The organism is Bdellovibrionales bacterium (assembly GCA_041662785.1).
Taxonomy (GTDB): Bacteria; Pseudomonadota; Alphaproteobacteria; order UBA9219; family UBA9219; genus UBA8914.
Genome location: JBAZRW010000006.1, coordinates 1 through 23,371, shown reverse-complemented (window position 1 = coordinate 23,371; position 23,371 = coordinate 1). Strand labels below are relative to the sequence as shown.

Genomic DNA, 23,371 nt, shown 5'->3' with positions numbered 1-23,371 from the left:
ATGGCGTTTTCTCCCGCCCTTTCCGTTATCGTGCCTTGCTATAACGAGGCGCAAGGACTGGCGGAAACGTGTCAGCGCATCACAGCAGCCTGCCACGCAAGCGTAGGCGACACGTTCGAAATCCTGCTCGTCAACGACGGCTCCACCGATGAGACGCTGGCCGTTATGCGCGGTCTTGGCGCGGGAACGCCACAAATCGCCGTCGTCAACCTCTCGCGCAACTACGGGCATCAAATGGCGCTAACGGCGGGGCTGTCGCTATGTGCCGGAGAACGCGCGTTGATCCTTGACGCCGATCTGCAAGACCCGCCCGAACATTTGGCCGCCATGATGAAAATCATGGATGATACGAAAGCCGATGTCGTGTACGGTCAGCGCACCGCACGCGCAGGCGAAAGCTGGTTCAAACGAGCAAGCGCCGCGCTGTTTTACCGTTTGCTGGGGCGGTTAGCCGATACCACCATTCCCAAAGACACGGGCGACTTCCGCCTTATCAGCCGCCGCACCATCGACATTTTGAACAAAATGCCAGAGCAATCGCGCTTCCTGCGCGGCATGATCGGCTGGATCGGTCTGACGCAAGTAGCCTTCCCCTATGAGCGGCAGCCCCGCGCGGCGGGCGTTACCCAATACCCCCTTCGCAAGATGATCCGTTTTGCGCTAGATGCCGTGACAAGCTTTTCCATCGTGCCACTGCGCCTTGCGTCCTATGGCGGCGCGCTCATGGGCGTCCTTGGCCTTGCGCTTTTGGCCTATGTCATGAGGGCGTGGCTGGCGGGAGAAACGGTGCAAGGCTGGACGAGTTTGATGGTCGTCGTGCTGGTGATGGGCAGCGTGCAACTGCTATGCCTTGGTGTGCTGGGCGAATATCTGGGCCGCCTTTATATCGAATCCAAGCGCCGCCCCCCCTTTATTGTGGAAAGCGTCACGCGACGCGGCGATGCCACAAAGGACGTTTAATCCGCAGTATCCAAAGCGATATCAAGGATAGGGGCGCTGTGCGTGAGGGCGCCAACGGAAATCACATCAACGCCCGTGGCCGCAATCGCAGCAACCGTTTCCAGCGACACGCCGCCCGACGCCTCTAGCGTAAAGCGTCCGTCCACCAACAAAACGGCTTCCTTCATTTGTGCGGGGGTCATGTTGTCCAGCATCACAACATCGACGGGCGCATCCAAAAGCGTGCGGAGTTGATCCAGCGTGTCGACCTCGGCCTCGATCTTGACCATATGCCCAACAGCGGCGCGGGCCTTGATCACCGCGCTGCGCACATCGCCCGCCACGGCAATATGGTTGTCCTTGATCAACACCGCGTCATCAAGACCAAAGCGATGGTTCGCCCCGCCGCCCGCCCGAACCGCGTATTTCTCCAAAAAACGCAAGGTCGGCGTTGTCTTGCGCGTGCAACAGATTTTGGCCTTGTGCGGCGCAGCCGCCGCCACATAGGCACGCGTTTGCGTCGCGATGCCACTCAGGTGACACAGGAAGTTAAGCGCCGTCCTCTCCGCCGCCAAGAGGGCGCGGGCGTTGCCCGACACTTCGGCCAGCACATCGCCACGTTGGATAAGATCACCGTCAGTCTTGTGCGGCTCAAACAACACCAGAGAATCCATTCGCGCAAACGCCAACCGCGCCAGCGCCAACCCCGCCAAAACGCCATCAGAGCGAGCAACAAGCGCCGCCTTCCAATGCTGATCAGGAGGGATAAGCGCTTGCGATGTTATATCGCCACCGCGCCCCAAATCCTCACGCAGGGCCGCGCTGACGATGTCGTTCAACATCATGTCGGATAATGACTCAACCATGTTTTTTCCTTCTCTCATCCGTGCGGCAATGAGCGCCAAGGCTACCTTCCCGCGCTAGTGCGGCACGGGCGATCATAAGCCCCACCCTCGCACGCGGCGATTGTTCAGCAAGCCTCGACAATTCATCTATGGCCTTTTGCAACCCCACCGCATCGCGCATCACGCCGACATGGCGCGTCATAATCTCGCGCACCTGTGCGATGGTATCGGGCGTATCGCGCCCTTTATCCGTCCTCTCCGCCACTCTATCCCCCTTCGGCGGGATGACAGAATGGGAAATACTCTCTGCCACCCGCTGCCCCATCGCGGTGGCCTCCAACAGCGAGTTGCTGGCTAGACGGTTTGCGCCATGAAGGCCCGTCGCGGCGCACTCGCCGCACGCCCAAAGGCCTTGCACGTTTGTCTGACCCTGCGCATCGGTCGCGATCCCACCCATATGGTAATGGGCGACGGGGCGAACGGGGATCAAATGGCGCGCAGGATCAAGTCCCGCCTTGCGGCAAATCCCGAACACCGTGGGAAAATGCGCGGCGAAATCCGTGAGATGCCGCGCATCAAGAAAAACACGCCGTCCCGATTCAATCTGCGAGGCGATAGAAAGCGCCACCACGTCACGTGGCGCAAGCTCCTCCACAAAGCGCTCGCCACGATCATTTACAAGAAATGCGCCCTCGCCGCGCACCGCCTCACTAATCAGCGGCATAGGATCGCAGCCCGCATCAAGCCCCGTAGGATGAAACTGTACAAACTCTAAATCACGAAGCGCCGCGCCAGCATCCGCCGCCAGCAAAAGCCCATGGCCCCATGAGCCCAAGGGAACCGTCGCATTCTTCCACAGGGCGCAAGCGCTGCCCGTCGCCAGCACCACGCTGTCCGTCAGCAGCTGTTGATTGTCACGTGATCCGCGCTGATGATAGGTCACGCCAGCGATGGTCTTACATACACACAGCTCGTCATCCCCGTGAAAACGGGGATCCCGTTTTCTATTAAAACCAAACGGGACTCCCGCTTGCGCGGGAGTGACGGAAGAAGGTTGATTGGTGAGAATCCCCGTTACCTCAACGTCTTCGATCAAGGTGATAGAGGGCGTGGCCCTCACGCGCTCCACCAAAGCCCGCATAATCGCCGCGCCCGTGGAATCGCCCTGCGCATGAACAATACGGCGATGCGAGTGCGCCCCCTCTAACCCCGTATCAAGGTCGCCAGCCACATCGCGGTCAAACGCCACGCCCCATTCTTGCAAGCGTTCGATCACAGAAGGCGCGGCCTGCGTGATCATCCGCACCACGGCGGAATCGCAAGACCCTGCGCCCGCCGCCATCGTGTCACGTTCATGAAAAGCGGGCGCATCGCCCTCACCCACCGCCGCCGCAATGCCGCCTTGCGCCAGCTCACTGCTGGTCCAGCCTGCGGCGACCTTGCGACCCAAGACGATGCAGGGGCGCGGCGCGAGCGACAAGGCAACCGTTAGGCCAGCCAGCCCCGCGCCGATGATGATGGGTTTGGTTGTCACCTATTTCACCGCGACCATGCGCTCAACCGCGCGGCGGGCAGGAGCGGCAACATCCTCCTCAATCTCGATGGGATAGGTCATCGTCTCCAGCGAGCGGCGAATGGCCGCCAGCGTGATCAGCTTCATATAAGGACACGGCAAGCGCGGACGCACAAAATCGATGTCAGGATGATCCACGGCCGCGTTATCGCTCATCGAGCGTTCGGTCAGCAGCATAACTTGGCGCGGATGATGCGCAGCGACCCAATCGGTCATATTCACGGTTGAGCCAGAAAAATCAGCCTGCGCCACAACGTCCGGTGGGCATTCTGGATGGGCGATAATCGTGATATCGGGATTTTCGCGCCGGATCGCGGCAACTTCTTGCGGCGCGTATTGCTCATGCACTTCGCAATGCCCATGCCACGGAATAATCTTCACAGATGTTTGCCGCGCGACGTTTTGCGCTAGGTATTCATCGGGAACCATGATGACTTCGGGAACGCCCAGCGACTCCACGACCTTTTTCGCGTTGCCCGACGTGCAGCAAATGTGGCACTCGGCTTTCACCGCAGCCGACGTGTTGACATAGGTGATAATGGGGAGATCAGGATACTTTTCTCTTAAAGTGCGAACATCTTCGGGCGTGATGGAATCGGCCAACGAGCAACCCGCCTGCAAATCCGGCGAGAGAACAATGCGGGATGGGTTCATAAGCTTGGCCGTCTCAGCCATAAAATGGACGCCCGCACAGACGATCACGTCAGCCTGCATCTTGGCGGCCTCCCGCGCCAGAGCGAGCGAGTCGCCCGTCACGTCGGCCACGCCGAAATACACCTCTGGCGTCATATAATTGTGCGCCAGAATGACGGCGTTTTTTTCCTTCTTCAGAGCGCGGATGGCCATAATATCCTCGGCCATACCTCCCCATGCGTCCTGCGCCACCACTTTATCAAGGCGTTTGTAAAGAGCCACCAGATCGTCGTCCGTCATGCTTTATGCTCCTTTTGAGCATTAATAAGGATAAAAAAGATGTCGCCAAGCGACACAAGAAAGATTATAATCATTTTGAGCATAAAGGCAAGGACCCTTCGACACCATGACGACCGCGCAAAAAATAGCCCTTGAACTCAGTGCCGTGATTGTCAGCGTCACAGACGGGCAGCCACGAGTCGTCGTCACAGACGATCTGGCCCTCCCCTCTGGCCCACTAGAGACGCAGCACGAAAAACTGGAACAGGCCTTGCGCTCATGGGTGACCCATCAATCAGGCCTCTCCCTTGGTTATGTCGAACAACTTTATACCTTTGCCGATAAAAACCGCGAGACAGACGGCCTGCGCATTATCTCCATCGGCTATCTGGCGCTGGCGCAAGAGCTGGGCGCTGTGACGGCCATCGATTGGTATCAATTTTTTCCATGGGAAGATCGTCGCGCCGAGAAAGCCGAAGCGTTGGGCCTAGCCCTTCGCAAAAATCTTGCTCTTTGGAAAAACGCTGCGCCTGATGCGCAGAGGCGGCGCGAAAGGCAAGCGCGGATTAACATCGGCTTCCCCAAAGACCCCCGCGCATGGAACGAAGAGCTTGTCTTGCAGCGCTATGAGCTTTTGTGGGAGGCAGGCTTGATCGATGAGGCCGCCAGAGGGAATCGCAAGGAAGCCAAGCCCGTCGCGGGCGGCCTTGCCATGAAACATGATCACCGCCGCATTCTGGCCACGGCCATGGCGCGGCTGCGCGCCAAGATCAAATACCGCCCCGTGGTGTTTGAATTGTTACCACCGCGCTTTACGCTGCTGCAATTGCAAAACACGGTAGAGGCTTTGGCGGGCCTAAAGCTTCACAAGCAAAATTTCCGCCGTCTTGTCCTCTCACAAGGCCTTGTTGAGGAAACGAACGACCAGACAGCCTCTATCAAAGGCCGTCCAGCCAAGCTCTTCGCCTTTCGCCGCGAGATTATGCAGGCACGCGCCGCAGCTGGCACGAAGTTGCCAAGGGGCGGATGATCCAAGGCTGCGTACGCCAGAGTTGAAGAATAAAGAAAACCAAATGAGATCCCCGCCTTCGCGGGGATGACGAGAGAGCGTTAAATTTAGGCAGAAACACCGTTATGCCAGCGCAGGCTGGCATCCCATTTGTTTTTACAATGCGACCAAACCGCGACGGCAAGAGGGGCTGAGCGCAGCAAGCCACATTCCCATTCTATCGTTAGATAAAGGGATCATAGGCCCATTGGAGCAGAGCCTGCCGTTGCCTTGGGCGGCACCCCGTATCCATCGGCAGGCAGTTGGCCTTGATCTGTCCCGCATGGCGGGCAAAGGCCTTCCATCTTTTGATCTGCCAAGCATCGACGTCGGGCAAGCGTCTCCCCAGATAATAGCGGCAATACCATTGAAACCATCCGCGCGGGTCGGGCTCGACGATCCAGCCTTTTTGACGCCAGACAGAAAGGGGCTGGCGGCTCTTGACCTTGAAGAGGTTCAAGGTGGGGTCGGGTTCGTCGCTTGCTTTCGCCTCGGCAAACCAATCTATCGGCAATTCGTCGCGGCAATCGTTGCAATATTTGCCTTCGAAAACGCCCAGCTTCAGCATTTCCTTGGGCGAAAGATGAGGGGTGAAGTCGGGGGCGAAGTTCTTCCCCACGGGCTGCGCGATCACATAGCTGTAATCCGACTGCATGGTGTCATGAACATGAACGATGGTGCCGACGCAATAAGCCATGAATCCCTCCCTTGCGCCCGTGGCGAGCACTCTATCCCAGCTTCGCGCCAAGGCCGTTCATCATGGTGACGAAATTCGGGAAGCTGGTTGCGATCACACGACCATCATCAATAACAATGGGTTCTACCGTTGCCATGCCCAGCACCAGAAAGCTCATCGCGATGCGGTGATCCAGCGCCGTTGTAATCGTCGCGCCGCCGCGTGGCGGCTTGCCCGTCCCGTGAATAATCAAATCATCGCCTTCAATTTCGACCCTTGCGCCGCACGCCTTTAGCCCTTCGGCCACCAGCATCAGGCGGTCGCTTTCCTTCACGCGCAGCTCACCAAGCCCGATAAAGCGCGACGTGCCTTCGGCGCACGCGGCGGCCATCGCCAGCACAGGATATTCATCGACCATCGAGGACACACGGCTGGCGGGGATCGTCACGCCCTTTAACGCGCCGCCACGCACAAGGATATCGGCCACAGGTTCACCGCACACCTCGCGCTCATTTTCCAAAAGAATTACCGCGCCCATTTCCTGTAGACTGGCAAGGAGTCCGGCACGGCGCATGTTAATGCCGACGTTCAAAAGCTTGACCTTTGAGCCTTCGCGAAGGCAGGCGGCCACCATGGGAAAAGCAGCTGAGCTAATATCCGCAGGCACAATAATCTCGCGCCCCGTCAGGGTCGGGCGGCCTTGAAGATGGATCGCATCCGCACCATCGGACGTCTTTTCAACCGTGAGGCTCGCGCCAAACGCGCGAAGCATGCGCTCGGTCGGGTCACGCGTGGGGATCGGCTCAATCACCGTGGTGATGCCCTCAGCGCTCAATCCCGCAAGAAGTACCGCCGACTTCACCTGCGCCGAAGCGACAGGCAGGCGATAGGTGATAGACGTCGGCGCAACCGCGCCACGTACGGCCAACGGAAAGCGCCCGCCCTCACGGCTCATAAAGGTTGCGCCCATTTGGCAAAGAGGCTCTGTCACCCGCCCCATCGGGCGCTTACAAAGCGAAGCGTCTCCTGTGAAGAAACTGGTGAACGGACGCGCGCCCAAAAGGCCGATCAGCAACCGCGCCGACGTGCCGCTGTTGCCCATATCCAAAATGCCAGAGGGCTCCGTCAGGTTCTCTAGCCCCACACCATCAATCGTCCAACCATCGCCCTCTTTGGCGATCTGCGCCCCCACGGCGCGTAGCGCGGCAACGGTGGAGAGGACATCTTCGCCCTCCAACAGGCCGCGCACAGTGGTGCGCCCCTTGGCGATGCCGCCTAGCATAATCGAGCGGTGCGAGATGCTTTTATCACCGGGCGGCGTGACGCAGCCGCGCAAAGCGCCTGTTTGACGGGACGTAAGGGAGGGTGAGGTGTTTTCTGTCTGTGTCATGCGTTTGCTTATAACAAAAAAAGGGAGATACAACAGGTCTTTTGACAAAGGGGGTCAGGGGCTATTATGAGCCTCCCAATAAAGGGCAAGGCTTAAAATAAGGATCAATTTAGAAAGACGATCCGGTTTTTGAATATGGCTTTTCATCAAACCAAAGCCTTCGGACTCAAATCCCGTGAACAGCCATCTCACGCCACCTGAAAAACACAAAGCAGCCTCTTCCGTTACGCTCTCAGCCCCGTCAAGGTGAAGGTGATGCTCCCACCCCGCTTTTTGGCACCAATCAATCAGCCCCGCTGTGGCAAGGCTTGTATCCGTGGCAAGGGTCACAGCGCTCTCCTCGGGAAGCCATGCCTTAACACTGTCCAAAAGCTCCTTTTGCGCGGCCACGCCTGCTTTATCCTGCCTCGCGCTTACGCGCCACGCCACAGGGAGAACCCTTTGGAGCCCGCAAACGGCCAGCATCAAGACTTCATTGAAATCGTTCGCAGGACTTTGATTCATGATCAAAAGGATCTTTTGTCCCTGCCCCGCGAACCGCTTTATCGCGCCCAAAGCATAGGGCTTCATGGTCGTATCAGCGTCGATTTTCTCGTTCTTTAATTGCCTCTCGATGTACTGATAGCGATCATGCGGCGTGCCAATTGTACGCGGCAAGGCCGCCGCCAACGTCATCAAATTGACGTTCCTCACCTTCAACATAACGCCCGCTAGGGATGTTAAGGCTTCGCGGCGCGACTTATGATAATGCGGATGCCGTTGTTTAAAATCATCTTCTATCGCCTTGATTAATGAGACTGTTGTGCCCATCACGCCCACCCCTCAAACTAGGAAGAGCCTTTGAAACACGGAGAATTATAGTGAGTCAACAGAAATTGACGGGTAGTGAAAGGAATAGCTCACAATTCTTGAGTTTGCCTTCCCTTTTCTCCTATACTAACAACTTCTCGATTCGAGGCGAAAAATGAAAAACATGTCACGCACCCTTGTTTGGGCTACTCTTTTCATCGGAATAACCCTGTCCACCGCGTGGGCCGCTACGCCTGCCGACGCGCCGGTGCAAGAGCTGCCGATACGCGCCCTTGGCCGCGCTGATGCGCCGCTGACCATTACGGGGTATTCCAGCCTGACCTGCTCGCACTGCGCTGACTTTTTTAATAACGTCATGCCGGAAATCGAAAAGCGCTATATCGACACAGGGAAGGTTCGCTTTATCTATCGCGATTTCGCCATGAACGGGATCGACCTTAAGGGCATGGCACTGGCCCATTGCATGCCTAAAGAACAATTCTTTCCCTTCATCAAGATTGTGTACAAAAACCAAGCAACATGGATTCGTGGCGACAAGCCCGATGCCACGTTGACCCAGTATGCCGAGATGGCCGGTCTTGCTTCTGATAAAGCCAAAAGCTGCACCGAGGACACCAAGCTTATGGACGCTTTGGTTGCGGTTCGCACCGAGGCGATGGAAAAGAATGAGATTAAGGCCACGCCGACCTTTATCTTTAGCGATAACGAAACCAAGTTGGTTGGGGCACGCTCACTGGAAGAGTTTGCGGCGACCGTCGATAAAGTTCTGGCGAAAAAGAAATAAGACCGTTTATCATTTATCTGTTGGGGTTTCACTTTGCATTTTTCACGGCTACGCCTTCATGGCTTTAAATCCTTCGTCGATCCGACAGACCTTATCATTCAAGAAGGTCTGACAGGCATCGTCGGCCCCAACGGATGCGGCAAATCCAATCTTGTCGAAGCTTTGCGTTGGGTCATGGGCGAAACCTCGCCACGGCGCATGCGCGGCGCGGGTATGGAAGATGTCATCTTTGCCGGAACAACCACGCGCCCCTCGCGCAACCTTGCCGAAGTCACGCTAGAGCTGGACAACACCGACCGCACCGCCACGGCGGAATACAACAACACCGACGAAGTTATGGTTGTGCGCAAGATTGAGCGCGGCGGCGGATCAGATTATCGCGTCAATGGCCGCCCTGTGCGCCAGCGCGACGTGCATTTGCTGTTCGCCGACCAATCGACGGGCGCGGGATCAACCAGCGTCGTGGGCCAAGGGCAGATCGACGCGCTGATCCGCTCGAAGCCGCAAGATCGCAGGCAGATTCTTGAGGAAGCCTCTGGCACAGCGGGGCTTCAAGCCCGCCGCCATGAAGCCGAATTGAAGCTGAAAGGCGCAGAGACCAACCTGACGCGCGTGGACGATGTTTTACGTACGCTGGACACACAACTGCGCAGCCTCAAGCAGCAAGTCAAGCAAGCCTCGCGCTATCGCAATCTGGCCGACCATATCCGCAAGACCGAAGCCGCCCTGCTCCACCTGCGCTGGCTGGAAGCCGAAGGCGACGCCGTCAAAACGCGTGAGGCCTTGCAAGAAACCGAAAAGCAGGTCAACGAATTTATGGCCGTCGTCACACGTGGGACGACCGAGCGCACCACCATCGCCGCCGATCTTCCCGCCCTGCGCCAAAACGAAGCGACCGCCGCCGCCATCGTGCAAAAGCTAACCCTTGCACGCGATCATCTGGATGCCGAGGCGCATCGCCTTGACGATCAGATCAAGGCCTGCGAAGGCCGCCTTGATCAAGCGCAAAACGACCGTGAGCGCGAGCAATCCCACCATCATGATAGCGTGGAAGCTCTTAGCCGCTTGAAGGACGAACAGACGCAACTCGCCGCCAAGGCCGAGACGCTTGACGCCTCGTTCCCTGCTCTGAGTGAATCCCTCACAAGACTCACCGCCGAGGTTGAGGCACTCGATTCGACCCTAGGCGATCTCATGGCGCAAAGCGCCGCCGCCGAAGCCAGCGAACAGTCCCTAAGCCGCGAAATGAACGCCCTGTTGGCCAAGCAAGCGACGCTGACGCAGCGCCGCGCCGATATCGACGCGCAGCGTGCCACCTTGGCACAAGAGATTGCGGCCCGCCCCGATCTCTCGATGGCCACCGAGATGGTTGCGGCATGCGAAACAGAATTGGAGCGCCGCAAGGAGCAAGCCAAGCAGGCCGAAGAGGCGCGGCAGGACGCGGGGCGCGCGCAAGATTCCGAGCGCGAGAAAACCGCACAGACGGAAACCGCTCTGACAAAACTTCAAGCTGAATCCCGCGCTCTGACGGATTTGCTGGCACATCATGACAGCCAGTTTGACGAAGTCATTGACCTTATCACCGTTGCGTCAGGGCTTGAACACGCGCTGGCCGTCGCGCTGGGAGAATCCCTTACGGCCTCGCTCGATTCCAAGGCCGCCATGCACTGGCGCGAGCTTGCACCCTTGGCGAACGCCCCCGCTCTACCTCACGGCGCGACGCCGCTTGCCGCCTCGATTAAGGCTCCCGCCGCGCTGGCGCGAAGCCTTAGCCAGATTGGCCTTGTCGATAATAAGCAACAGGGCGAAAGCGCCGCTGCCGCTCTGCAGGCCGGACAAATCCTTGTTAGCCGCGATGGCTGGGCATGGCGCTGGGACGGCTTTACACTAACGCCCGAAGCCAAGACAGCCTCGGCCATGCGCTTGCAACAGCGCAACCGTTTAGCAGCACTGCAAGACGAAATCTCGCTCGCCGAAACGACAAACGCCAGCGCCGCTGTCGCTTTGTTGGAAGCCACGGCCCTTTTGCAACAATGCCAAGAACTGGATGCGCAAACGCGCGCGGCTTTACAGGCCGCCTTTGCGGCGTTGAGCGACGCTCGCGATCACTATGCGCAGCAAGAGCGCGAGTCCACCGCCGCCAATGCCAAACTCTCGGCCTTAAGCGAGTCCTTGCGCCAGATTACCGAGGAAACGGATACCCTCTCGGCACGTGGCGCAGCGATTGAAGCAGAGCGCAGCGCCCTGCCCGATAGCGCCGCTTTGCGCGATGCTATCGCGGCGCAGCGCATCACGCTGGCCGAAGCGCGTGGACAAAAAGCGCAAAAGCAAAGCGAGCGCGACCGCTTCGCGCAAGAAAAAGAAGCGTGCAGCCAACGTCAAACCGCGATTGGCCAAGAAGTCGCCGCATGGCAAGGCCGCATGACCAGTGCCGAAAAACAAAGCCTCGCTCTGGCCGAACGTCTTTCAGCGCTGACTGTTGAATTGGCCGCCCTTTGCGCCCGTCCCGCCGAGTTGGACGCGCAGCGCGGCAGCCTGATGACACAGCTTTCCGAAGCGGAAGGCAAGCGCCGCGAGGCCGCCGATCTTCTGATCGCCACCGAACAAAAACTAAGCGTCACAGAACATCAGCTAAAGCAAGACGAAGCCACGTTGGCCCATGCGCGTGAAGAGCGCGTGCGCGCACAGGCCGCCGTGGAAGCCAGCGAAGAACACTTTAAAACCTTGCGCGAACGCGCTACTGAAAAGCTTGGTTGCACGCCCGAAAACCTGCGCGAAATCGCGATGCTCAGCGACGATGACAGCCTGCCGTCCGTGTTTGAGCTGGAGCAGCTGCTAGGTCGCCACATGCGTGAGCGCGATAATATGGGACTCGTCAACCTTCGCGCCGAGGTGGAGTCCGAGGCCGCGCAAACAGAAATTGATCGCCTGCAAAAAGAAAAAGACGATCTGGTTGCTGCGATTGCCAAGTTGCGGCAGGGCATCAGCCAGTTGAACCGCGAGGCGCGGGAGCGTCTACAAAACGCCTTCACGCAAGTGAACGAACGCTTCCAAGTTCTCTTCACCAAATTGTTCAAGGGCGGCAAGGCTTCTTTGGAATTGATCGACAACGAAGACCCGATGAACGCGGGCCTTGAGATTTTTGCTGCGCCTCCAGGTAAAAAACAGCAAATCCTGTCCTTGCTATCGGGTGGTGAGCGCACGCTCACCGCGCTTGCGCTACTCTTCGCCGTGTTCCAGACGAACCCCTCGCCGATCTGCGTGCTCGACGAGGCCGAGGCCGCCTTGGACGAAAGCAACATTGGCCGCTTCTGCGAGCTGGTGCAGCATATTGGCCGCGAAACCAGCACGCGCTTCCTTATCATCACGCACCAACGCGTGACGATGGCGCATATGGATCGCCTGTTCGGCGTGACGATGAGCGAAAAGGGTGTCTCGCAGCTTGTCTCCGTCGATCTCGCCAGCGCCGTCGCGCTCCGCGATGGACATAAGGTTGACGCCAGCCAGAATGCCTCTGCTACGTCGGCCCTCGCGGACGTACAGGCGGCGTAAAAATCCCTTTGACCTACGAGGCATAAATGACAGGCGACAATGACATCATTGTGAAGACTCGCACCTATGTTCACCAAGAGTTTGACAACGACACGTCGGGGCATGACTGGTGGCATTTTCATCGCGTTCACAACATAGCCTTAAAAATCGCTCAAGCCGAAAAGGCCGATGAAACCGTGGTTAGCCTTGCCGCTCTTTTGCACGATATCGCTGATTATAAGCGGCACAATGGCGACGACAAGGCGGGCGTAAAAACGGTTCGCGATTGGCTTGAGGAGCAAGGCCTCGATAAGAAAAGAACCGATCACGTCTGCGAGATTATTCAAAAGGTTTCTTTTAAGGGTGAGGGCACACCAACACCGATGGAAACAATCGAAGGCAAAGTTGTTCAAGATGCGGATAGGCTTGATGCCATCGGCGCTATTGGAATCGCCCGCGCCTTTACCTTTGGGGGACACTACGGAAGGGAAATCTATAATCCAGAAGCAAAGGCCGTCCTTCACAAAGATTTTGAATCGTATAAAGACGGGACATCCTCGACCCTTCACCATTTCGATGAAAAGCTCCTCCTCCTTAAAGATCGTTTAAATACACCAACAGCCCAACAGATGGCCAAAGAACGCCATTCATTTATGCTCACGTTTCTTGACCAGTTTCATAAGGAATGGGAGGCGTAGAAAACCGCAGCATCATCCCCAGTCCTCTGGATCCCGCATCACGCGCTCGGCACAGCCTCGCGCTGCGCGGGATGACGAGGAGGGCGATGACGAGGAAGGGAGGGCTATATATGTTTGTTTATGGCTCAGCGTGCTTTTATGGCCGCGGCGTTCTTTTGGACACGGCAGCGCTCTTCCCCTCTGGCCGCGCGGGGGCGGAATCAGGGGATGTGTATGTGACGATGACGGTAAATCGGCTCAACAGCTCCGTTGCCTTTTGATCAAAGGCATAGCTTATATGGTTATCCATGGAAAAAACCTGCATCTTTTTTACCTGCTCCTTAACAAAGGCAGGATCAAGCGTTTTCTTCTCAAGCACTGTGGTGATAATCTTTGCCCATGCGTGGGTATAGCTCTTGTTATAAGGATCACAGGAGCTCAGGTAATACCATTGTGCCTCTCCAAAGGCTCTCCCATCGCCCTTGGTCGCCGCGTCATTCATGGCGAAGAGGGCATAATCAAAATGCAGGGTTTGTGCCGTATCTCTCACGCGGGTGTTTGAAGGAGCGTATAGATACATCCGCTTCGCCAGCTTGGCAGCCCCCAACAAACCTATGGAGGGATTCTCTGCCACCTTTATCAGCTCCCACACCCATGCGTTAACATCGCGCTCTTCACGTGGATCACAGGATTTCAGATAATGCGCTTGCGCTCGCCCAAACGCCTTCCTATTGCCCTTGGTCGCCGCTTTGCCCATGGCGGCGAGGGCGTTTTTCTTTGCTTCATGAATGTTGGGGGTCATCCTTTTTCGTCCCTAATAATGTTGTGACTCGCAAGCCTATGATTTTGTAGAATGGTTGTTCCGCCTCGCGGCAGGAAAAGGGCTAACGGAGGAGGATCAAACGTCACCCCCCTGTCTTCGCTCACCATAACGCGCCCCCACGCCCGAGTCTATAAACGGTAATAGTTTCCTTCCATTTCAAGCGTAGGCTGGCTGAACAAAAAACCCAATAAAATCAACGAATCGAGCTTTTTTAGAGGCCGTACGTCGAGCAGAGCCCTACTGAGAGACGCTTTTGAGTCTGTTTGTACCTGATTAACCATCTATGTTGATGAAATATAACGATTTTGTCAAAATCGATGACAGCCTATATCCCCTTGAAAACAAACACTTTTCTGAATCATCTTTTTGCGGAAGCTAAATTTCGCGAAGTTTCAGAAATGAGGCATCCCACGACCACCCAATTCCTCACCGCGACACAGGTTAACGGCTCTGTTGCGCGAAAGTAACGCTTTCCTTGCAATGGGGACACGTTCGGGGCTAATCCTACCGACTCATGCCTTAAAAGTGATATGGAAGAGGGCTTAAAGCTTAAGGAGAACCGTTTTGTCATCTGCAACAAAAAACAAGAAGCCCCTGCACGCCCTGTGTCCCGATGAAAGCTGCACCGTCGAAGCTGGCGATGTGCCCTCGTTTAATGGCCGCCCTACCACGCCGCTTCTTGATACGGTTAAGCTGCCCAAAGACCTGCGCAAACTTGCGCCCGAACAATTGCCCCAACTGGCGGATGAGCTTCGCGCCGAGGTGATCGATACCGTCTCGGCCACCGGTGGGCATTTTGGCTCTGGCCTTGGTGTGGTTGAGCTAACGGTTGCCCTGCACTATGTCTTTAACACGCCCGACGACTCGCTGATCTGGGATGTCGGCCATCAGGTTTATCCCCACAAGATTTTGACAGGACGCAGGGATCGCATCCGCACGCTGCGCCAAGGCGGCGGGCTGTCGGGCTTCACCAAGCGCGAGGAAAGCGAATACGATCCGTTCGGCGCGGGGCATAGCTCCACGTCCATTTCGGCAGCGCTTGGCTTTGCCATAGGCCGCGATTTCGCGAAAAAAGACAATCAGGTGATCGCCGTGATCGGCGATGGCTCGATCAGCGCGGGCATGGCCTATGAGGCACTTAACAACGCGGGCGCGATGGATTCGCGCCTGATCGTCATCCTCAACGACAACGATATGTCGATTGCGCCGCCGACGGGGGCGATTAGCTCGTACCTCTCGCGCATCGCGTCATCCAAGGAATACCGCAAGCTTCGCCACATCGGCAAAGAGTTCGCTGACATCTTCCCCCGCCCCCTCAAAGAAGCCGCACGCAAGGCCGAGCATTATGCCCGTGGGCTTGTGACGGGCGGAACCTTGTTCGAAGAAATGGGCTTTTACTATGTCGGCCCGATTGATGGTCATAACTTTGACCACCTGATCCCCGTTTTGGAAAACGTGCGCGACGATCCGCAGGGCGGCCCCGTCCTTATCCATATCGTGACGGAAAAAGGCCATGGCTATGCGCCTGCCGTCAGCGCGCCGGACAAGATGCACGGCGTTGCCAAGTTCAACATCGTCACAGGGGCACAGGAAAAAGAAAAGAACGCGCCGCCTTCTTTTACGCGCGTGTTTGCCGATGCCTTGGTCAAAGAAGCCGAGCATGACGACAAGATCGTCGCCATCACGGCGGCGATGCCCGCCGGAACCGGCCTTGATATCTTTGGCCGCCGTTTTGAAGGCCGACTGTTTGATGTCGGCATTGCCGAGCAGCATGCCGTTACCTTTGCCGCTGGCCTTGCGTGCGAGGGACTCAAACCGTTTTGCGCCATCTACTCCTCGTTTATGCAACGCGCCTATGACCAAGTTATGCACGATGTCGTTTTGCAAAAGCTGCCCGTTCGCCTGATGCTGGATCGTGCTGGTCTTGTCGGCGCGGATGGCGCAACCCATGCCGGATCCTTCGATTTGGCCTTTATGGGCTGCCTTCCCGATATCATCGTGATGGCTCCCTCGGACGAGGTTGAAATGACCCACATGGTCGCGACAGCCGCCGCCATCAATGACCGCCCCTCGGCAGTGCGTTATCCACGCGCCGACAGCTCTGGCCTAGAGCTGCCCGACCGTGGCGAAGTCCTGACCATCGGCAAGGGACGCATCGTGAAGGAAGGAAGCAAGATTGCGCTGCTCAACCTTGGCACACGCCTTGGCGAATGCCGCAAGGCAGCGGAGGAGCTTGACGCACGAGGTCTTTCCACCACCATCGCCGATCTGCGCTTTGCTAAGCCTCTGGATCTTGAAATGATCCAGCGCCTCGCCAAAAACCATGAGGTCTTGATCACGCTTGAGGAAGGCTCTATCGGCGGATTCGGCAGCAACGTTTGCATCATCTGGCCAATCTGGGCGCGATGGATCACGGGCTTAAAATCCGCTGCATGACCCTGCCCGACCGCTTCCAGCTGCAAGACACGCAAGTCAAGCAGTACGATGAGGCCGAGTTGAACGCCAAGCATATCGTCGCCCGCGCCCTTGAGGCCTTGGGGGTTGAGGCTGCAGCCACGGTTATCGCCTCGGCCTAAAGAAAAGCCTGTTCAAAACAGTCATAATTCTGCCTTGAACGGGCGGCATATTCCGCTATGGTGTGGGGCGCTGAAAAAGCGCCCTTAGTTTGTCCCAGTTCCCCTTATCCTTTTCGGTGGTTTTTGATGAAACGCGTTGCGATCCTTTTTGCCCTTCCCCTTTTTCTTATAACGTTTCTGATGGCTTCGTCCGCGCAGGCTGAAACGCCAGCGGCCGCCATCGTCCAGAAATTTTACGATACCCTTCAAGCGACAATGCAAGAGGGCCAAGAGCTTGGCTTTGAGGGACGCTATAAAAAGCTGGAGCCCGCCGTCACGTCCGCCTTTAACCTGCCTTTAATGGCACGCTATGCCGTCGCGTCCAACTGGGCCAAAGCGAACGATGAGGACAAGCAAAAACTAGTAAGCGCCTTTTCTGCGTTTTCCGTTGCAACCTATGCCAGCCGTTTTACAAAATTTGATGGCGAAGTGTTCAAAGTTGGCGACGAAAAACCAGCGGCAGGCGGCGGCATCATGGTCGAGACGACGCTGACCCCCAAGGGTAGCGACCCCGTGATCCTTAATTACCTTTTGCGTCCCGATGAAACGGGCGCGTTGCGTATCGTCGATGTTTATCTTGATGCGTCGATCAGTGAACTAGCCACGCGCCGCGCCGAGTTTACCTCTGTTATCAAGCGCGAAGGGATGCCAACCCTTTTGCGCTCTTTGGACGAAAAGACCAAAAAAATGGGACAAAGCAAGCAAGGCTAAAACACCATGCGCGCCATCCGACAAACGTTTCTTGTTCTCCTTATTGTCCTGACGGGCAATCTGGCCGTTTGGGCGCTTGTTAATCAAGGCGCATGGCAAAAACCGTGGGGCGGCAAAATCAACAGCCTGTCCTATAGCGCTTGGCAAGCGGGCAATGAGTCTAGCCGCCTCAGCGATGAGCAAATCAGCACGGACATGAATCTTATCGCGCAGCAAGCGTCGGCAATCCGTCTTTACGGCCTTAGCGACGGGCTTGATCGCATCATTCCATTAGCCGAAAAAAATAAGATGAATGTTTTGGCGGGCGCATGGATCAGCCCCGACGATAAAACCAACCTTGAAGAAATTGATCGCCTGATCCGCTTGGCCAAAGAGCACCCCAACGTCAAACGCGCCATTGTCGGCAACGAAACCATTTTACGCGCCGATACAACTGTTGAAGCGCTCGTTTCCTATATCGAAAAAGTCAAACGCGAAGTCGATATCCCCGTCTCAACCGCTGAGCCTTGGCACGTCTGGTTGGATCATCCCGAACTGGCTCGCTCCGTTGACTTTATCACGGTTCACGTCCTGCCCTATTGGGAAGGGGTCGATATCATTGGGGCGCTTGCATACGTTAAATACCGTATTGATCAACTACAGGCCGCCTTTCCCGACAAGCATATTTTCTTGGGAGAAGTGGGATGGCCCAGCGAAGGCCAATGGATCAAGGGCGCGGAACCCTCACAAATCAATCAAGCCAAATTCATTCGGGAATTTCTGAACTATGCCACCGAAACGCGGCTTGATTACTCCATCGTCGAAGCCATCGATGCGCCGTGGAAGCGCGGGATCGAAGGAACGGTTGGCGCGCATTGGGGGATCTGGGACGCCGATCGCCATGTGAAGTTTGCGATGAGCGGCATTGTGCGCGAATCCATTCACTGGTTTTGGGGCTGCCTTGTCGCCTCGCTGCTGGCTCTTTTTCCTATCCAGTGGTTTGTGCGTAAGCGGCAGGACTTGAAGTTTGCGGGACAAGTTTTCTATGCCTCCCTGATTCAGGCCGTCGCCTCTCTCCTTATATGGGCTATCATGGTCGCGATGGCCGAGAAGATCATCAACGCCAACACCATTGCGTGGGTCGTCCTCATAGGCTTTCAAATCGTCTTGCTGGCCCTTTTACTGGTGGACGGGCTAGAGCTGACCGAAGTCATGTGGGCCAACCGCAAACGCGCCTTCCCCCCAATAGACCAAGAGCCTGCCAAGAACGCGCCTAAAGTCTCTATCCATGTGCCGTGTTATAACGAGCCGCCACAAATGGTCATCGAAACGTTGAACGCGTTGGCGGAGCTGGCCTATCCCAACTTTGAAGTTCTTGTCGTGGATAACAACACCAAAGACGAAGAAGTCTGGAAGCCGTTGCAAGAACACTGTGCCAAGCTGGGGCCCCGTTTTCGCTTTTTCCACCTTCCCAAATGGCCGGGCTTTAAGGCGGGAGCGCTCAACTTCGCCCTTGCCCAAACGGCCAAGGACGCCACTATCGTTGGCGTGATCGACAGCGACTATATCGTGTCCGCCGACTGGCTGCGCGCAACGATCCCCTATTTCGACAAGCCCGAAGTCGCGATTGTGCAAGCACCACAAGACTACCGTGACGCCAGTGAGAGCCTTTTCAAACGCCTGTGCTATTGGGAGTATGCGGGCTTTTTCCACATCGGCATGGTTCAACGCAATGAGCGCAACGCGATCATCCAACATGGCACGATGACCTTGATCCGCCGTGATCTACTGAGCAGCGTTAAAGGCTGGGCAGAGTGGTGCATTTGCGAGGATGCCGAGCTTGGCCTGCGCTTGTTCGAAAAAGGCTATGAAGCCGTGTATCTTGAGCACTCTCTGGGACGCGGCCTGATCCCCGACAGCTTTGGCGGCTATAAAACGCAGCGCTTCCGTTGGGCCTACGGCGCGGTGCAAATCTTGAAGCGCCATTGGCGTGCGCTTTCCGAAGAAAAGGGCATGGACGGCGCAAGGCTGACCTCTGGCCAACGCTACCACTTTGTGTCGGGCTGGCTGCCTTGGTTTGCCGATGCCACGCATATGGTCTTTGTCGCGGCGGCGGTATTCTGGTCGATCCTGCTCCTCCTCAAATGGGTGGAGTTTCCGCCCGCCGTCTTCCTCATCCCGACGCTAAGCGTCTTTGTCTTCAAAGTCGTCGCAGGCCTGTGGCTTTATCACGTCCGCGTCAAGTGCGGCTGGCGGGATCGCTTTGGCGCGGCGCTGGCGGGCATGGCCCTGACCCACGCCGTAGGCCGCGCGGTCTGGCAAGGCCTGTTCACATCGGGCAAGCCCTTTATCCGCACGCCCAAATGCGACGACAAGCCCGCCGCAACGCAAGTCTTCTTGATGGCACAGGAAGAAATTGGGCTGTTGCTTGCCTTGTTAATCGCCGCCTTCTCAATCCTTTATAAGTTCGAAACGTCCAACCAAAACGCCGTTTTGTGGTCGGGCATGCTGCTGGTTCAAACCCTGCCCTATTGGGCGGCCCTGATCACATCACTCATCAACACAATGGGGAAAAAGGCAACCTTATCTTAATTGCCCCCTATGCCTGAGCGGCTTCATGAGCCCTTATGGCCGATCGCAGCTTTTCTTCAACCTGCCGAACATCTCCGATGTGCTCAAAGCCTTTTTTTGTAAGACGCGAATTGCCAGCCTTGCCCACCATTTGGCTTGATGCAAAGAACAGGCTACCAGAACCGTCAGCGCGCTCTTTGCGACTTATTTCAAATTCAGAAGAATCGAAAGAATAGCTGGCCACTTCGCGCAAGGCCCCTTGGCGTATAACCAGCGCCCTGCGATCCGTTATGGCATAGATGGTTTTACGCGCTCGGCGTCCTTCGATAAAAGGCCGTGCCAACATAAAGAAACCAACCGCTATAAATGGAAGGCCAAAAAGGGGAAAAACAATCATAACAGCCCTTCCCATTCCTTCAGGCATTTTATCGCCCGCTTTCGTAAACCATAGGCTTATCGCCATCGCCTCCCAAAAAAGGGAGAAGGCCGTCCAAGGAATCGCAAACAAATAAATAATTAAGGTACTCATAAAAACACGAAAAGCCAAAGGACGCCCCGTCCACAACAGCCTCTCCCCTCCGCTAAGCTCAGCCTGCACAAGCTCTGTTTGGATAGGGGCTTCAGCCATCCCTCTATGCTTGAAATCGCTAGATTTTGCCTGATCTGGATCGAATTCGCTCATCTCTACCTTCCTTTCTGACACCAACGCCCTGCCTTAAGGCCTATGGTAAGGAACAAAGCCTTAAAAGGAAATAAAAGCCCCTCAATCGACCTTTTAAGGGGGGAAAGAAAGAACCTTAAAGAGGAACATTTTTTGTTTTAAAACACAAAAAAGAACGGTATACACAACTCTCTCACCGAGGGTGAGCCATAAAGCCTTCAGCCTTAGCCCCTGAAGGATACGAGATGCGGAGACATGGCCGCTTGTCCGGCGAAGCTGCGTAGCAGCGTAGACGGAAGAGGCTGCCCCGCTTGCCGTAAGGCAAGCAAACAAATAAGGCCTTCAGCCTTAGCCCCTGAAGGATACGAGATGCGGAGACATGGCCGAGAGGCTGAAGGCGACGGTTTGCTAAACCGTTATACGGGGTATACCTGTATCGAGGGTTCGAATCCCTCTGTCTCCGCCATTTTTTAATCCCGCTGTTCCATATCTGTTATTTGCTTTCATCCCTTCGGATAGGCTATAATGCCCCCTTTCTGCACAACGAAGAGCACAAATACGGGCATTATTTTCATGTTCCCCTTTGGAAGAGCAAATATAAAAACAGATAAAGCGCCATTAAGCGCATCCGCGCCCACGATCATACGGCACGTTGGCCTAAGCGTCGATCACGAACAGCTCGTGCGTCTTATGGGAATCCACAACTATGCCTCTACTCTGGCCAATGTTATGGCTAAAGAATTTCTTCAAAACGCTTTTGATGCTGTCCGTAGCGCTTATCAACAACGGGAGCTTGCAGAAGGGCATGGCATAATCGATATTTCGATTAACCCTGCCCTGCGCCTTCTGTCTGTTCGCGACAATGGCGTCGGCATGACGCCAGATACCGTTCAAAATGTTTTTCTGCGCGTTGGCACCTCGTTAAAAGAAGCCCTATCAACCGAACAAAAATCGGGCGGGTTTGGTTTAGCCAAACTTGCTTTTCTTTTTGCCGGAAAGGAAATAACTCTTTGCACGATCCGCCATGGCCATAAGACCTTTATGCAAACAAATGGGTCCAATTTATTATCCGGCAATACATCTCTTTCAGTCCAACGCACGCAGGAACCAAATGGAACCATCATTGAGGTGACCTTGCCGCAGAGCCTTCCGACACCTTCCGGAGCGCTAAATTTTGTCTCTTTCCCGCGCAGTGTTAACTCCCTTTTTGCGCTTAAACGCCCCCTTTTAGGAAAAGTGCATGTTCAAGCCAGCCTTGTGGGAAATCCTGCTGAAATACTGCCTTTGGGAAACCATTATGATTATGCCACAACACCCTTGACCGCTCAGGTTCAAGCCCCATGGGGTTCTATTGATATTTATATGTCGCCCCATGAAGTTCCTTTCAGCGAACAACAAAAAGTCGTTTTGTCCGCAGGACTATACCAATTCAACAACCACGGTCTGCCGAATGTTCAACATAGCGTTTTGGTGAATGTCAAACCGTCTGTTTCAGCCGATTCCCCCCATTATCCTTTTAACAAACAAAGGGAGGGATGGAGCCTTGCCGCGGCGGCGGATATTAGCGCCCTCAACACAATCATCTTGAAACTTGTTTATATAAAAGACACGGCCAAATGGAGTAAAGTATTCTCGCACTTGAAACTTGTCGACAAAGATCATGGGAATGGTCAGGATCGATACACTCTGGTGGAGATTCCTACCTATAACAAGAAAGACAGGAAAGCTAATAACCAAGCCATCTTGCAATTCTCAATTAACGGAAAAAACGTTCTTGCTATCCAGCCCTCCCAAACGGATGAGGCCACTCCTTTACGGTTTGAAACGACCAAGCCAGTCTTCCTTTCACATTACACAACAGACCCTCTGATTGAGATCACGCGAAGAACGGGTTTTTCTAAAGAACAAGTCATGGAAGGCTTGGGCGCTTTTGCTTATATTATTCACGACTTCTTAGACAAAGTTCTGGATATGCCCTGTTTTGAACCTATCCGCATGAAAAAACCTTTGTTGGGAATTCATTTCAATAAAATCTTGCGTGGCGTCAACCTAAAGGTTCCGCAAGACGCCATTTTTATCAATCCAGCCCGCGATCTGGGAGAAACACCAGGGGCGTGGGCCCATGGATGGCTTCATACAGCTCTTCATGAAAGCACCCATTGGGTCGAACGCTTCCATGACGCTCCCTTTACCAGCATGATGGGGGATTTATATTCCGTCCTTGATGACATTCATCCCGGCCTTTATGTCCGGACGCTGATGTCATTAGAAAAACTGGCAACAGACCACAAGCCCCTTTTTATGGCCATTCGAGAGATCAATCAGGATCCATCAATCCAAAACCTAAGCGAGACTGAAACGGGGGAGCAGACACCATCTGGCACAAAGGCAAAACCGACGCTGCCTTCGTGGCCTCACATTAACCCGTCCTAAAGATCGATTACCCTCTCGCTATGGCTAGGGGGCTCTTTTTCAGGAACAGTCTATCCTAAAAAAGCCTGCCTGCGGTAGCGGCGCGCTTCTCTACTTCCGTTGAACACATTGTTTGCTTGCGGCATCGGAAGCTTCTGCCCTTGGCCATAAACCTGAATTCCTTTGCGTGCATGGGCAAGAATGGAGGAAGCCGCCTCAGCGAACGACAAAGGATCTAATTTGCTGGAAGTGCGCACGAGCAACTTATAAAAATGAAGGCCTATTTTTCTGCCGTTTGGGCATAATGATCAAAAGGTGTGGGTAGATTCACGATTTTGAGAGCAAAAAGCTGATCATTTTTCTCCGCCGATCCTTCTTCAATCCTCGATGTATTTTGACCTTGTTTTTCCAGTG

The 23,371-nt window shown here is 55.5% G+C and carries 18 protein-coding genes and 1 tRNA gene; 11 read left to right on the top strand and 8 right to left on the bottom strand.

What is annotated here, in order from left to right; genetic code table 11:
- Positions 1-960: a glycosyltransferase family 2 protein gene (locus WC612_05815; protein MFA6280289.1), complete on the top strand. Its 960-nt coding sequence runs from the start codon at positions 1-3 to the stop codon at positions 958-960.
- Here the strand turns inward: WC612_05815 and nadC are convergent.
- The 3 genes from nadC to nadA are packed head-to-tail and all read right to left on the bottom strand — an operon-like array spanning position 957 to position 4,290.
- Complete coding sequence (nadC, locus tag WC612_05810; protein MFA6280288.1) at positions 957-1,805, bottom strand: carboxylating nicotinate-nucleotide diphosphorylase; 849 nt, start codon at positions 1,803-1,805, stop codon at positions 957-959. The genes WC612_05815 and nadC overlap by 4 nt on opposite strands.
- Entirely contained in the window at positions 1,798-3,318 is a 1,521-nt protein-coding gene (locus WC612_05805; GenBank protein ID MFA6280287.1) for an FAD-binding protein, read from the bottom strand. Before WC612_05805 ends, nadC begins: the two co-directional genes overlap by 8 nt.
- The gene (nadA, locus tag WC612_05800) at positions 3,319-4,290 is read right to left on the bottom strand and encodes a quinolinate synthase NadA (GenBank protein ID MFA6280286.1); all 972 of its coding nucleotides are present in this window, start codon (positions 4,288-4,290) and stop codon (positions 3,319-3,321) included.
- A 106-nt stretch (positions 4,291-4,396) separates the two neighbouring features.
- On the opposite strand from nadA, the gene WC612_05795 reads away from it, so the two are divergent.
- A complete protein-coding gene (locus WC612_05795) occupies positions 4,397-5,299 on the top strand; it encodes a hypothetical protein (protein MFA6280285.1) in 903 nt (300 codons plus the stop codon).
- 202 nt (positions 5,300-5,501) lie between these two features.
- On the opposite strand, the gene WC612_05790 is transcribed toward WC612_05795, so the two are convergent.
- The 3 genes from WC612_05790 to WC612_05780 are packed head-to-tail and all read right to left on the bottom strand — an operon-like array spanning position 5,502 to position 8,193.
- Positions 5,502-6,014 carry a hypothetical protein gene (locus tag WC612_05790; GenBank protein MFA6280284.1) on the bottom strand — a complete coding sequence of 171 codons (513 nt, stop codon included), beginning with the start codon at positions 6,012-6,014 and terminating at the stop codon, positions 5,502-5,504.
- A gap of 31 nt (positions 6,015-6,045) precedes the next feature.
- On the bottom strand, positions 6,046-7,383 hold the full coding sequence (aroA, locus tag WC612_05785) for a 3-phosphoshikimate 1-carboxyvinyltransferase (protein ID MFA6280283.1): 1,338 nt from the start codon (positions 7,381-7,383) through the stop codon (positions 6,046-6,048).
- 54 nt (positions 7,384-7,437) lie between these two features.
- Positions 7,438-8,193: a hypothetical protein gene (locus WC612_05780; GenBank protein ID MFA6280282.1), complete on the bottom strand. Its 756-nt coding sequence runs from the start codon at positions 8,191-8,193 to the stop codon at positions 7,438-7,440.
- A gap of 163 nt (positions 8,194-8,356) precedes the next feature.
- Between WC612_05780 and WC612_05775 the strand changes: the two genes are divergently transcribed.
- Genes WC612_05775 through WC612_05765 form a run of 3 tightly spaced genes read left to right on the top strand, consistent with a single transcriptional unit; the run spans position 8,357 to position 13,206 of the window.
- A complete protein-coding gene (locus WC612_05775) occupies positions 8,357-8,977 on the top strand; it encodes a thioredoxin domain-containing protein (GenBank protein MFA6280281.1) in 621 nt (206 codons plus the stop codon).
- 33 nt (positions 8,978-9,010) lie between these two features.
- Positions 9,011-12,529, top strand: a complete 3,519-nt coding sequence (gene smc, locus WC612_05770) for a chromosome segregation protein SMC (protein MFA6280280.1) — start codon at positions 9,011-9,013, stop codon at positions 12,527-12,529.
- A gap of 26 nt (positions 12,530-12,555) precedes the next feature.
- Entirely contained in the window at positions 12,556-13,206 is a 651-nt protein-coding gene (locus WC612_05765) for an HD domain-containing protein (protein ID MFA6280279.1), read from the top strand.
- Positions 13,207-13,342: 136 nt separating this feature from the next.
- Here WC612_05765 and WC612_05760 read toward each other — a convergent pair whose 3' ends face one another.
- Positions 13,343-13,987 carry a hypothetical protein gene (locus WC612_05760; protein MFA6280278.1) on the bottom strand — a complete coding sequence of 215 codons (645 nt, stop codon included), beginning with the start codon at positions 13,985-13,987 and terminating at the stop codon, positions 13,343-13,345.
- A gap of 585 nt (positions 13,988-14,572) precedes the next feature.
- On the opposite strand from WC612_05760, the gene dxs reads away from it, so the two are divergent.
- From dxs to WC612_05740, 4 genes are all read left to right on the top strand, one after another.
- Positions 14,573-16,444 (top strand): 1-deoxy-D-xylulose-5-phosphate synthase, encoded by a 1,872-nt coding sequence (gene dxs / locus WC612_05755; protein MFA6280277.1) that lies wholly within the window; start codon positions 14,573-14,575, stop codon positions 16,442-16,444.
- Positions 16,441-16,584 (top strand): hypothetical protein, encoded by a 144-nt coding sequence (locus WC612_05750; GenBank protein MFA6280276.1) that lies wholly within the window; start codon positions 16,441-16,443, stop codon positions 16,582-16,584. The genes dxs and WC612_05750 overlap by 4 nt, the downstream gene beginning before the upstream one ends.
- A gap of 126 nt (positions 16,585-16,710) precedes the next feature.
- Positions 16,711-17,334, top strand: coding sequence for an ABC transporter substrate-binding protein (locus tag WC612_05745; GenBank protein MFA6280275.1), 624 nt, complete (start codon positions 16,711-16,713; stop codon positions 17,332-17,334).
- A 6-nt stretch (positions 17,335-17,340) separates the two neighbouring features.
- The gene (locus tag WC612_05740) at positions 17,341-19,905 is read left to right on the top strand and encodes a glycosyltransferase (protein MFA6280274.1); all 2,565 of its coding nucleotides are present in this window, start codon (positions 17,341-17,343) and stop codon (positions 19,903-19,905) included.
- 7 nt (positions 19,906-19,912) lie between these two features.
- On the opposite strand, the gene WC612_05735 is transcribed toward WC612_05740, so the two are convergent.
- Positions 19,913-20,566 carry a hypothetical protein gene (locus WC612_05735; protein MFA6280273.1) on the bottom strand — a complete coding sequence of 218 codons (654 nt, stop codon included), beginning with the start codon at positions 20,564-20,566 and terminating at the stop codon, positions 19,913-19,915.
- Positions 20,567-20,918: 352 nt separating this feature from the next.
- Here WC612_05735 and WC612_05730 point away from each other — a divergent pair.
- Both WC612_05730 and WC612_05725 read left to right on the top strand, forming a co-directional pair.
- Positions 20,919-21,011, top strand: a tRNA-Ser gene (locus WC612_05730).
- A gap of 224 nt (positions 21,012-21,235) precedes the next feature.
- Positions 21,236-22,978, top strand: a complete 1,743-nt coding sequence (locus WC612_05725; protein ID MFA6280272.1) for an ATP-binding protein — start codon at positions 21,236-21,238, stop codon at positions 22,976-22,978.
- Positions 22,979-23,371: the final 393 nt, after the last annotated feature.

Bases quoted from the DNA above. Each gene is read 5' to 3' on its own strand.
- WC612_05775 (MFA6280281.1), top strand. From the start codon at position 8,357: ATGTCACGCACCCTTGTTTGGGCTACTCTTTTCATCGGAATAACCCTG.
- WC612_05735 (MFA6280273.1), bottom strand. From the start codon at position 20,566: ATGAGCGAATTCGATCCAGATCAGGCAAAATCTAGCGATTTCAAGCAT.
- aroA (MFA6280283.1), bottom strand. From the start codon at position 7,383: ATGACACAGACAGAAAACACCTCACCCTCCCTTACGTCCCGTCAAACA.
- WC612_05780 (MFA6280282.1), bottom strand. From the start codon at position 8,193: ATGGGCACAACAGTCTCATTAATCAAGGCGATAGAAGATGATTTTAAA.
- WC612_05790 (MFA6280284.1), bottom strand. From the start codon at position 6,014: ATGGCTTATTGCGTCGGCACCATCGTTCATGTTCATGACACCATGCAG.
- WC612_05795 (MFA6280285.1), top strand. From the start codon at position 4,397: ATGACGACCGCGCAAAAAATAGCCCTTGAACTCAGTGCCGTGATTGTC.
- WC612_05750 (MFA6280276.1), top strand. From the start codon at position 16,441: ATGACCCTGCCCGACCGCTTCCAGCTGCAAGACACGCAAGTCAAGCAG.
- WC612_05740 (MFA6280274.1), top strand. From the start codon at position 17,341: ATGCGCGCCATCCGACAAACGTTTCTTGTTCTCCTTATTGTCCTGACG.
- WC612_05725 (MFA6280272.1), top strand. From the start codon at position 21,236: ATGGGAATCCACAACTATGCCTCTACTCTGGCCAATGTTATGGCTAAA.
- WC612_05765 (MFA6280279.1), top strand. From the start codon at position 12,556: ATGACAGGCGACAATGACATCATTGTGAAGACTCGCACCTATGTTCAC.
- nadA (MFA6280286.1), bottom strand. From the start codon at position 4,290: ATGACGGACGACGATCTGGTGGCTCTTTACAAACGCCTTGATAAAGTG.
- WC612_05815 (MFA6280289.1), top strand. From the start codon at position 1: ATGGCGTTTTCTCCCGCCCTTTCCGTTATCGTGCCTTGCTATAACGAG.
- nadC (MFA6280288.1), bottom strand. From the start codon at position 1,805: ATGGTTGAGTCATTATCCGACATGATGTTGAACGACATCGTCAGCGCG.
- WC612_05760 (MFA6280278.1), bottom strand. From the start codon at position 13,987: ATGACCCCCAACATTCATGAAGCAAAGAAAAACGCCCTCGCCGCCATG.
- WC612_05745 (MFA6280275.1), top strand. From the start codon at position 16,711: ATGAAACGCGTTGCGATCCTTTTTGCCCTTCCCCTTTTTCTTATAACG.